Annotated in this window: 7 protein-coding genes and 1 pseudogene; 6 read left to right on the forward strand and 2 right to left on the reverse strand. The window is 56.4% G+C overall.

Annotated elements, in window-relative coordinates; genetic code table 11:
* Nucleotides 1-150: 150 nt before the first annotated feature.
* The 3 genes from IIY41_RS11735 to IIY41_RS11745 all read left to right on the forward strand — a co-directional run bounded on the left by IIY41_RS11735 (nucleotide 151) and on the right by IIY41_RS11745 (nucleotide 3,515).
* Nucleotides 151-1,509: a uroporphyrinogen decarboxylase family protein gene (locus IIY41_RS11735; protein WP_050006690.1), complete on the forward strand. Its 1,359-nt coding sequence runs from the start codon at nucleotides 151-153 to the stop codon at nucleotides 1,507-1,509.
* Nucleotides 1,510-1,623: 114 nt separating this feature from the next.
* Nucleotides 1,624-2,583, forward strand: coding sequence for a biotin synthase BioB (locus tag IIY41_RS11740; protein ID WP_055079515.1), 960 nt, complete (start codon nucleotides 1,624-1,626; stop codon nucleotides 2,581-2,583).
* A gap of 29 nt (nucleotides 2,584-2,612) precedes the next feature.
* Nucleotides 2,613-3,515, forward strand: coding sequence for a CobW family GTP-binding protein (locus tag IIY41_RS11745; protein ID WP_154522871.1), 903 nt, complete (start codon nucleotides 2,613-2,615; stop codon nucleotides 3,513-3,515).
* A gap of 458 nt (nucleotides 3,516-3,973) precedes the next feature.
* On the opposite strand, the gene IIY41_RS11750 is transcribed toward IIY41_RS11745, so the two are convergent.
* Nucleotides 3,974-4,744 carry an AraC family transcriptional regulator gene (locus tag IIY41_RS11750; protein ID WP_154522875.1) on the reverse strand — a complete coding sequence of 257 codons (771 nt, stop codon included), beginning with the start codon at nucleotides 4,742-4,744 and terminating at the stop codon, nucleotides 3,974-3,976.
* Between the two features lie 137 nt (nucleotides 4,745-4,881).
* On the opposite strand from IIY41_RS11750, the gene IIY41_RS11755 reads away from it, so the two are divergent.
* The 3 genes from IIY41_RS11755 to eutH all read left to right on the forward strand — a co-directional run bounded on the left by IIY41_RS11755 (nucleotide 4,882) and on the right by eutH (nucleotide 8,522).
* On the forward strand, nucleotides 4,882-5,997 hold the full coding sequence (locus IIY41_RS11755; RefSeq protein WP_287400862.1) for a uroporphyrinogen decarboxylase family protein: 1,116 nt from the start codon (nucleotides 4,882-4,884) through the stop codon (nucleotides 5,995-5,997).
* A 162-nt stretch (nucleotides 5,998-6,159) separates the two neighbouring features.
* Entirely contained in the window at nucleotides 6,160-7,950 is a 1,791-nt protein-coding gene (locus tag IIY41_RS11760; RefSeq protein ID WP_287400864.1) for an aminopeptidase P family protein, read from the forward strand.
* The gene (gene eutH, locus IIY41_RS11765) at nucleotides 7,914-8,522 is read left to right on the forward strand and encodes an ethanolamine utilization protein EutH (RefSeq protein WP_155201793.1); all 609 of its coding nucleotides are present in this window, start codon (nucleotides 7,914-7,916) and stop codon (nucleotides 8,520-8,522) included. Before IIY41_RS11760 ends, eutH begins: the two co-directional genes overlap by 37 nt.
* Nucleotides 8,523-9,999: 1,477 nt before the next feature.
* Here eutH and IIY41_RS11770 read toward each other — a convergent pair.
* Nucleotides 10,000-10,348, reverse strand: a pseudogene (locus IIY41_RS11770) (Gfo/Idh/MocA family protein); the annotation flags it as partial.

Consider the following 10,348-nt stretch of genomic DNA (forward strand, 5'->3'; position numbering starts at 1 on the left):
CGACAAGGTGAAGATCATGGTTGGCGGCGCGCCTGTCACCGAGGCTTTCTGTGAGCAGATCGGCGCGGACAAATACACCGCCGACGCCGCCAGCGCCGCCGACGCCGCCGTCGCTCTCTGCCGCGCCTCCGCATGAACGGGAGACTGCATATGACCGGAAAAGAACTGATTTTTCAAACGCTGCGCCACGAACCTACTCCGCGCGCGCCGTGGGTCCCCTTTGCAGGCGTCCACGCGGGCGCGCTGGTGGGTGCCACCGCCACACAGGTCCTCACAGACGAGGAGACGCTCGTCCGTGCTTTGCTGGAAGTGAACCGGCTGTACAAGCCGGACGGACAGCCCGTTGTATTCGATCTTCAGCTGGAGGCCGAGGTACTGGGCTGCGGGCTGGTGTGGGCCGACGACTGCCCGCCCTCCGTTTCTTCGCATCCTCTGGCCGACACGATGACGGTGCCTTGCCGCTGCACGCTTCCCACAGCCGAAAGCGGACGCATGCCCATGGTGCTTTCGGCCATGCGCCGCATGAAAGAGGCCGTGGGAGATACCACCGCCCTTTATGGGCTGCTGTGCGGGCCGTTCACACTGGCCAGCCATCTGCGCGGCAATGATATCTTCATGGATATGTTCGACGACGAGGACTATGTGAAGGACCTGCTGGGCTTCTGTGCGGACTGTGCCAAGCGCATGAGCGATCTTTACCTGGACGCAGGTATGGATGTGATTGCCGTAGTGGACCCTCTGGTCTCTCAGATCTCGTCGGATCACTTTGAAGAATTCCTCTCCGCACCCTACACTGAACTGTTCCGCTATCTGCGTGAAGAAAAACAGGCGTTCTCTTCCTTTTTTGTGTGCGGCAATGCCACCCGCAATATCGAGGTGATGTGCCGCACCGCGCCGGATTCTATTTCTGTGGACGAAAATGTGGATATCCTTGCAGCCAAGGCCATCTGCGATAAATACAATGTGGCCATCGGCGGCAATATCCCGCTTACGTCCATCATGCTTCACGGCACGCAGCAGGATAATATGAAATTCGTGGCGGATCTTCTGGCCCAGCTGCCGGAATATAAAAACTTCATTGTCGCGCCGGGCTGTGATATGCCCTATGCCGTACCTGTGGAAAACACCATCGGCGCTGCGCAGGCTGTGCTTGAAACGGAAGCCGTCCGGGAGATGGTGAAGAATTATGTGGCCGCCGAGGACGACATTGCGGTGGAGCTGCCGGATTACGAAAATCTGCCCCGTCCGCTCATAGAGGTGTTTACGCTTGATTCCGCCACATGTGCGGCCTGCACCTATATGATGGGCGCGGCCAATGTTGCAAAGGACACCTTCGGGGACGCCATTGATATGGTGGAATACAAATTCACGCTCAAGGAAAATATTGCGCGCTGTAAAAAGATGGGTGTGAAAAACCTGCCCAGCATCTATATCAACGGCAAACTAAAATTTTCTTCCATCATTCCCAGCAAGGAAGAGCTGGAGGCCGCTGTCCGCGAGGTGCTGTAAAAGCAGCCCGGCCGGGCGTACATTTTAAGATTTACGGCTTTCCCGTCGGGAAAAGCGGCGGATGTGCGTTGTCCGCCGCTTTTTTGCAGGGGCGGCCGGTTGGGAGTGTTTCATATGATAGAGGATATTCTTGCCAAAGCAGGCTCAGGCGCGCTGCTGGAGCGGCAGGACGCACTGCGCCTGTTGGAGGTGGCCACCGGCAGTGCGGAATATTATGCACTGCTGGGTGCGGCCAATGCGTATGCGCGCACAGCGTTCCGTGGCCGTGGCGTTATTTTTGCGCAAATCGGTATTGACGCCCAGGCCTGTGGCGTCAACTGCAAATTCTGCAGCCTTGCCGCAGACGCGCGCAGGGGCCAGCCTGCCTGCATCAAAACGCTGGAAGAGACGGTGGAATTGGCGCGTGAGCTGGCTGCCAGCGGGATCGAAGACCTGTTTTTGATGACGACCGCGGAATTCCCCCAGGAAAAATTTCTGGCATACGGCAGGGCAGTGCGCGCAGTGCTGCCCCCGCAGATGCGCCTTGTTGCCAATGTGGGGGATTTTGGTCCGGCCTATGCTGCAGCCCTGAAAGAGGCGGGATTCACTGGTGTGTACCATATCCACCGTCTGCGGGAGGGCACCGACACGAATGCACGTCCGCAGGCGCGCATCCGCACGATGGATGCCGTGCGCGGGGCAGGGCTGGAGCTGTATTATTGTGTAGAACCGATCGGGCCGGAGCACACGCATCAGGAACTGGTCGACGAAATGCTGCGCATTCGTGATTACCCCGTGGGAGTGATGGCCGTGATGAAGCGCATTGCTGTGCCCGGTACGCCGTTGGGCTCGCAAGGCGAGATATCGGCCGCGCAGCTTGCCAAGATCTGCGCCGTTACCACGCTCACCGCCCGGCCGCCGCGCGCTATGTGCGTACATGAGCCGGATGAGCTTTGCCTGATGGCCGGTGCAAACCAGATTTATGCAGAATGCGGCGTGAACCCGCGCGACAATTCGCTGGAAACGCGCCTCAACCGCGGGTTCTCCACAGAGCAGGCCCGTGCGCTGCTGCAAAAAACGGAATGGGAGGTCTAGAGCCTCTTTTCAGCTAAGAAAGGCGCGATATGATGGAACTGTATCTCATCACCGGTTTTTTGGGTGCAGGGAAAACCACCTTCCTCAAAAATTTTGCCCGGCAGTTTGCCGGCCGGCGGCTGCGGCTCATCATCAACGAATTCGGACGCGCCGGCGTGGACGGCACGCTGCTGCGGGAGCTGGACGCGGCGTTGGACGAGATCAGCAACGGTTCGATTTTCTGCGCCTGCCGTTTGGACCAATTTGAGGCCGCGCTGGAGCAGGCGGCCGCGGATGCACCGGATGTTGTGCTCGTGGAAGCCAGCGGCTTGGCCGACCCCACCAACGTGCGCCGGGTTTTGGCCCAATTTCCCGCTGTTTCCTACCAGGGCAGCGTGTGCGTCGCAGATGCCGCGCGGCTTGAAAAGGTTTTCTCTACTGCCCGGGCGTGCCCCCGGCAGCTTGCTGTCTCCAGCCTCGTGCTTCTGAACAAAACAGACCTTGCCACCGAAGCGCAGTGCGCTGAAGCAAAAGCGCTTATCCTGCGCGCCAACCCGGCGGCCCGCATCCGCCGCACGCAGTTCGGGCGGTTCGAGCCGGAATGGCTTTCCCTGATCGTACCGGATGTGGATGTGGATGAGGTATTGGACATGCCGGATATCACCCTGCAAAAAGCGGTGCTGCAGATCCGTCCCACGATGCCCTTTGCGGCACTGCAAAAGTGCCTTGTACAGCTTGCGGGAGAGACATGGCGTATCAAAGGCTTTGTACGCGTGCCGGAGGGCATCTTTTACGTCGACTGCACCGGGCCGGAGGTTCGTCTGACGCCCTGGCAGGGAGAAGCGGACAACCGCCTTGTACTGCTGGCCGGAAAGGGCATGCAGCTTCGCAGGACGGCCAGAACTGCCGTACAATGGTATAACGATTACATTGAGGAACTTTCGATGCGCTGAGCGGCACAGGAAAAAGTGCAGTTGAAACAGATCTTCCATAGCCGGCCTTATGAACGCACGGGCCGAGTTTCAATAAAGAAAAAATGTTTTCCGGCTCAAGCATGCCGCCAAAGGAGGGATAAAAAGCTTTGCGTTTTTTGTGCGGCCGCCACCGGGATGGATACAAACAGCCGGCGGAAAATGACGCCGCCGTAACGCTTCATCAGTTGTGAGAAGAAAGCATGTGCAAACATAGTGTAAAATTCGGGCGGCAGCTTCACGGCGCTGTCGTCTCAATGTGACAGGTGCCCATGTTTCCCACGCCGATGATACCCAATTTGATTTTTTCCATAGTTATGGCCCCCTTGTTTTTTCCGTGTTTCTCCCGCGGGAGGAACGCTACCTTCAGAATACAAAAAAATTGCGCATATTCTTTGCTGAAATTGGCAAAAAACATGCGCAAATTGGCTTTTTGGAATCTAAGCGTGTTCCTTTCGATATTGTCGGGGCGAAGTGCTGAAATGGTTTTTGAAGCAGCGGCTGAAATAAAAGGAATCGGAAAAGCCGCAGCGTTCGGCCACCTGTGCGACGGGGACGTCTGTTTCCAGCAGCAGATCCCGCGCATATTCCAGCCGCAGCCCGAGAATATACTGCTTGGGCGTTGTTCCGGTCACCCGACGGAAGGATTGCAGGAACAGCGTCTTTTTTACGCCGGAGCGGGCAGTAAGCTCTTCCAGCGTAAACGGACGGGCAGGGTCCTCATGGATATGCTCCAGCACTTTTTTAATACGGATAAGCTCTGCGGGAGCATTTTCCCCATGCAGTGCGGAGAGTATTTCACATAAGATCTGCTCGAGCAGAACATTTTGCCGCCATTGATAAAGATATGTTTTTTGCTTGTAGATCTCAAACAGAGATTTGAACAGAGGCTCCAGCCTGCCGGGCGGTTCGATTTTGGCAACCTCGGGCAGCGGAAGGCGGTCCACGTCCGACGGCAGCGTGAAATGGACTCCGTAGAACTCCATGCAGGGCTGCCGCGCAACGGAAAGACTGTGCAGTACGCCGGGACAAAAGCACACAAGATCCCCTGTTCGGACCGTAAACTGCCGGCTGCCCAGGCAGATGTCGCCTTGACCGCGAAGTACATATACCAGCTCATAATTGGAAATGCGCCGCGGCGCGATCTGCCAGCCGCAGAAGGTGGCGCGCCGCACCAGATAATCCAGTTCCACTTCCAGATGCTTCCACATCCGTGTACACCTCTTTGCGCCGAACACGCCCGTTTTTTGTAATGATAGCGGAATTTTATCCAGATTTCAACCATTTCTGCATGGCTTTTTCCGCCGTTCCGGTAAACTGAGGGCAAACACCGAAAGGAATGGGACGTATGATCTGGGATAGGGAACGCTATATCGCGCACTGCAATTTTGAGTTTACAGGAAGAGAGATGTTCTGTGAGCTGTTTGGCCTGCTGATCGGTCTGGAAGAGGAATGGCAAAGGCAGGGAGCCAGCGCCAAGGAGATCGCCCTCACGGCCTTCGATTGGGATTATGTTCTCAAAGCGCCGCTTGCGGGCAATTGCGAGGCAATCACAGGCCTGACGCCCCGGGTATTGGAGGAAACGCCGGAATTTACCGTCTCTGTGGACGAGATGGGCCGTAAAACGAAGTTGTGCAGGCAAAGCGCTACGATCCCACTGCCGATGGAATATCCCGTCAAAACAATGGACGACTGGCTGAAGGTCAAGCATTGGTATGAATTTTCGGAGGAGCGTATTGACCGGGAGGCGCTGCTGCATCAAAAGGAACTGCGCGATAAAGGCTATCTGACGATCCAGTGGGTGCCCGGCGGGTTCGACGAGCCGAGGCAGCTTATGGGCGAGGAAGAATTGTGTATCGCATGCTACGAGGAGCCGGAGTTGATCGCCGACATGTTGGAAACCATCGGAAACACCTGTGTAAAAGTGATGGAGCGTGTGGCTGAGATCGTCCCCATCGACTGCCTCAGCATCCATGAGGACATGGCGGGAAAGTCCGGCCCTCTGTTCGGCCTGGCGCAGATTGAAGCGTTTTTGCAGCCGTACTATCAAAAAATATGGAATTGCGCGCGGGCCCACGGAGCAAAGATATTCTCCCAGGACAGTGATGGAAACATGAACCCTGTGATCGACGCGATCCTCGCCTGCGGTGTGACGTGCCTGTATCCCTGCGAACCGGCGGCGGGAATGGATATGATGGAGCTGCGAAAAAAGTACGGCGCCAGGCTGGCCTTTAAAGGCGGCATTGACAAATTTGTACTGCGCGGCGATTTCCAAGCCATCCGCGCGGAGTTGGAATACAAGATGTCCGGTCCTCTGATGGGCGGCGGCACAGTGTTTGCCATTGACCACCGTATCCCAAACGGAGTACCGCTTGCCAATTACCGCTATTATGTTGAGACCGGGCGCAGGCTGCTGGGCCTCCCGCCCGCGAGGGAAGAGGGCTGGGCGCGCATGGCCTTCTGACGGATATCCGCTAAAAGCCGGGCCGGAGATATTTCCGGCCCGGCTTTTCCGTGCAGAAAGAAGATACCTTTTTCTGCATGAAGGCGTCTTTTGCATAGGCTTTTAAGGTGGTATACTGGGCATAGCAAGGATGCAGACCACAAAAAAAGGAGAAATCGGACGATGACGGTTGTGGAAAAAATCGTCGCGCTGCGTGCGGCTATGGAAGCGGAAGGAGCAGACGGCGTATATGTGCCGTCCAGCGACCCGCATATGACGGAATATCTGCCGGCCCGCTGGCGCTGCCGTGCGTGGCTGTCGGGCTTTACGGGTTCGGCGGGAACGCTGTGTGTGACACGGGAAGCCGCCGCGTTGTGGACGGACGGACGCTATTTCATCCAGGCGGAGCGGCAGCTGGAGGACAGCGGAATCACGCTGATGCGCATGGCCCAGCCCGGCGTGCCCACCGTGGAGGAATGGCTGGCGGACAGGATGCCCGCCGGCGGAACGCTGGCACTGGACGGCGCCTGCACCAGTGTGTCCGTGGTGGAATCGCTGGAAAAAGCGCTGGCGGAAAAAAGAGCTGTCCTGCGTGACCACGATTTTGTTTCCGCACTTTGGCAGGAGGGGCGGCCGCCCATACCTGCGACAGAAGCATGGCTGCTGGAGCCGTCGCGCGCGGGACTTTCCGCCGGGGAAAAGCTGCATATCCTGCGGGAGAGGATTGCCCGGCAGAACGCAAACGCCATGCTGGTGTGCCGGTTGGATAGTGTGGCATGGCTATTGAACCTGCGTGCGGACGATGTGGAGTACAACCCGTTTGCGCTCGCTTACTGCCTGGTGGAGCCGAAGGGGGCGCATCTGTTCATTGACACGAGCCGCGTGCCCGCCGGGGTGCAGACAGTGCTGGAGGCGCAGGGAGTAACGCTGCATCCGTATGGGGATATACGGGACTTTCTGGCTGCGGCGGAAACGCCGATGGCGCTTTTGTATGAGCCTGCGGGTACGAGCTGGACCCTCCTGCGGGCGCTGCGCCAAAACCGGGCCGTGACGCTCTCGGCGGGTAAAGACCCCATCCAGCTGCTCAAAGCCGTGAAGGATGAAACAGAGATAGCCGGCCAAAAAGAGGCGCACCGCAGGGACGGCGCGGCGATGGTTCGGTTCGAGATGGAGCTGCGCCGCCGTATGGAAACAGGGGAAGGCTGGACGGAATTTGCAGCATCCAACTATTTGACGAGCCTGAGAATGGCGCAGAAGGACTGCCTGGGCGCAAGCTTTGAAACCATCGCGGCCTATGGGGCAAACGCGGCTATGATGCACTATGCCCCCATGGAGGATACCAGCGCGGAGCTGGAGCCGCGCGGGTTCCTGCTGGTGGACAGCGGCGGGCAATACCGGGACGGCACCACGGACATCACGCGTACCTATGCGCTGGGCCCGCTGACGGACGAGGAGCGGGAGGCGTATACGCTTGTGCTCAAGTGTCACATTGCCGCCGCGCGCGCGGTGTTCAAAGCGGGAAGCGCGGGTATGCATATCGACATTCTGGCGCGGGAAACACTCTGGAGGCGCGGCCTGGATTACCGCTGCGGTACGGGCCACGGCGTGGGATTTGTGGGGGTTATCCACGAGGGCCCGCAGGGCCTTTCCGCAAAAAATGACACGCCGTTTGAACCGGGCATGACCGTCACCGATGAGCCGGGCATCTACGAAGAAGGCAAACTCGGCGTGCGCATTGAAAACGAACTGCTGTGCGTGCCAGTATGTGAAACAGAATATGGAGCGTTTTATGGCTTTGAACCCTTCACCTACTGTCCCATTGACACGCGCCCTCTGAAGCTGGAGCTGATGACCAGGGAAGAGCTGGAATGGCTGGACCGTTATCATGCGGCTGTGCTTCGGGAACTGGGCGCATATCTCAATAAAGAGGAAGGTGCATGGCTGGAAAAGGCGTGCGCGCCGGTGGCACGATGAATGTGTGTATTGCCGTTTTGCTGTGTTTTGCGCTGCTTGGAGCGCTGGATGAAGGAAGCGGAGGCAGGCTGGGGGTCCTGTTGTTTTGCTGGATGACGTGGGGCCTGTTTGTACCGGAACGGTCCGTAATGCCGCCTGACGTAGTGGAGGAAGTGCTGGTAATCATTCTGAAGATCACCATTATCGTATGTGGTTCTCTGGTAGCTGGCAGGCTGGTACTGGCAAAGTGCAGCCGGTGGCTGGAGTGGGCCGCATCCAGGCTGGGCGTCAATGAATATGCTGTTTTGGGGCTTTTGACAAGCCTTGTCTCAAGTGTTTCCATGCTGCCGCTGTATCCCCGGATGGATGCCAGAGGGAGAATGATAAAGGCTGCGTTTACGGTATCCGGGGCATTTGTATTGGGCGGGCAAATGGCCTTTGCGGCTGGCGTTGCAGACGGACGCGCCGTTGCAGCATATTTTGCAACAAAGCTGGCCGGCGGTTTATTGGCTTTGATATTGGTGTTTTGCTTTGCGAAAAATACGGAAGCAGTATACACAACAGATATATCCGTAACGCAGGGTCAAAAATAATACAGGAGTTGACTTTTACGGGTGGCTGCGCCGAGAGAAAATACAAAAAATATTCCGAATATTGTTTTTCAGCAGGCGGCTGTATCACAAGATTTGTTGAATTTCTTCAAAACTCCTACTGTTAAAATCAAGAGCTTGCTCCACGTTTTGCCCGTACCTTGAGAAATGCGGTATCCATACTGTTTGGTGAGTTTCATTACAGGCCGGCCTGTGTGGGATTCGTCCAAACAGTATCCGCCCGTACCCGAACAAGCATCGGAGCCTGCTGAAAGGAGAAGGCGGCTGCATACTCAAACGCATATGCAGCGGCAGGACAAGCTGCTTGAGCGGTAACAACAGTGACACACTTGATGGTACTTCCTGAAGTGATGGCGAAAATACCGTTGTCATCCTTACGGTCAAAAGATTTGTCCAATGCTTTGCGCCAAAAGCTGGAGAGAGGAAGCAATCCTTTCTGGCATCGAAAATATTTTACAGCGTCGCTTTGGCACAAATGCGGCGAAGTCGGATACCGCTGGGGATACCACGCGCGCAGGAAAGAGGCTGTCAGAAGCGTGGTTTCCATCCTGACAAAACTTAAAAGGTCTTAAACACAGTCATAACTTTGCAAAATGAAAAACAGCCCTCGGAAAATTATTCCCGAGGGCTGTTTTGGTGCGCCCGGCTGGAACCGAATCGGCGGCTTTCCGGGTCTGAGAGCTGTGACAAAGGGTTTTAAATGGTAATAATCGTGCTATTTTGGGTTGGGATACACTTAATTGTAAAGGGCGGTGAAAAGCCCGGGGAGATGGAGGCCAGCAGGTTCCGCGGATTTTTTGTATATCAGTAGTCAGATAGTGGTCGGGAGAGCGTGGACTGCGATGATCTTGCTCCACGGAAATCAAAACTTGCACAGCAGAAGTTGGATGCGATGATGGGACATAGAGAGAAAAACAGTTCTCGGAACATTTCGATATTTGCTTTACGGCGGCAGGGCTTAATGCGCCTGCCCGGTGAACAGAAAATCGGCCCAAAAGGCAGAGCAGATATACGATGCGCCTCAGCCTTTCACCGAACTCACCGCAAAAACGGAAGATGGCGTGATCCGTCTAAACCGGGTCACACCATCTTCCTTTTAAATTTCTGTCTTATTAATACATAATGTTTCTTAAACCGTCGAAGAGACTGAAAATCCATATATCCAGATGGTGCAGGTTCAATATAGCAAGCTCAGCGATGACTCGGATTCTGTGGATTACTGCTCACCGTCATGGTCATGGGCAACGTCTGCGTCGTCAGCAGCCTCACACGCCATTCTATCACAAAGAAGCATGGTGCCCAGCTCTTGTGCAATGAGACTTATGTCAGTACCAGCGGCATGGCTCAATAAGGCCCGGATATCTCCTAAGAAAGGGCGCAGTCACAGAAATATTGTGCAGCAATAAAAACATCTGTCTGACGCTTGGCCACGTGGGAAAGCAGCGCGAAACAGGTCTCTTTATAGCTGAGGCATCTCAGCCACCGTGCCAGTCCTGCGCGATTTTTCCGCACGGAACACAGCCAGATGGCCATTGAGGGAATCGTTGATGTTCGTGCAGGAGATGGACGGCTGTTCGCCCTGCAGCACGCGCACAAAGTCCTCCACCAGCCGCAGGTCTCCGCCGCCGTGGGAGCCTGTCATGCCGCTTTTGTCTCCGCCGATGGCAAGGTCCACCACTTCCTCGCGCCAGCCGCTCTCGCTGGCCGTGTCGATGGTGCGCACCGTAAACACCGAATCGTCGAACACGCCTTTGATCTCGCCCTTTGTGCCGATGATGTGCAGGTTGCGCTCCGCCTTGGCCGTGCCG

The sequence above is a fragment of the Ruthenibacterium sp. genome, assembly GCF_017421385.1.
Taxonomy (GTDB): domain Bacteria; phylum Bacillota; class Clostridia; order Oscillospirales; family Ruminococcaceae; genus Ruthenibacterium; species Ruthenibacterium lactatiformans.

Excerpts from the sequence above, each read along its gene's own strand:
- IIY41_RS11755 (WP_287400862.1), top strand. The coding sequence starts at position 4,882 with ATGATCTGGGATAGGGAACGCTATATCGCGCACTGCAATTTTGAGTTT.
- IIY41_RS11760 (WP_287400864.1), top strand. The coding sequence starts at position 6,160 with ATGACGGTTGTGGAAAAAATCGTCGCGCTGCGTGCGGCTATGGAAGCG.
- eutH (WP_155201793.1), top strand. The coding sequence starts at position 7,914 with ATGGCTGGAAAAGGCGTGCGCGCCGGTGGCACGATGAATGTGTGTATT.
- IIY41_RS11745 (WP_154522871.1), top strand. The coding sequence starts at position 2,613 with ATGATGGAACTGTATCTCATCACCGGTTTTTTGGGTGCAGGGAAAACC.
- IIY41_RS11750 (WP_154522875.1), bottom strand. The coding sequence starts at position 4,744 with ATGTGGAAGCATCTGGAAGTGGAACTGGATTATCTGGTGCGGCGCGCC.
- IIY41_RS11735 (WP_050006690.1), top strand. The coding sequence starts at position 151 with ATGACCGGAAAAGAACTGATTTTTCAAACGCTGCGCCACGAACCTACT.
- IIY41_RS11740 (WP_055079515.1), top strand. The coding sequence starts at position 1,624 with ATGATAGAGGATATTCTTGCCAAAGCAGGCTCAGGCGCGCTGCTGGAG.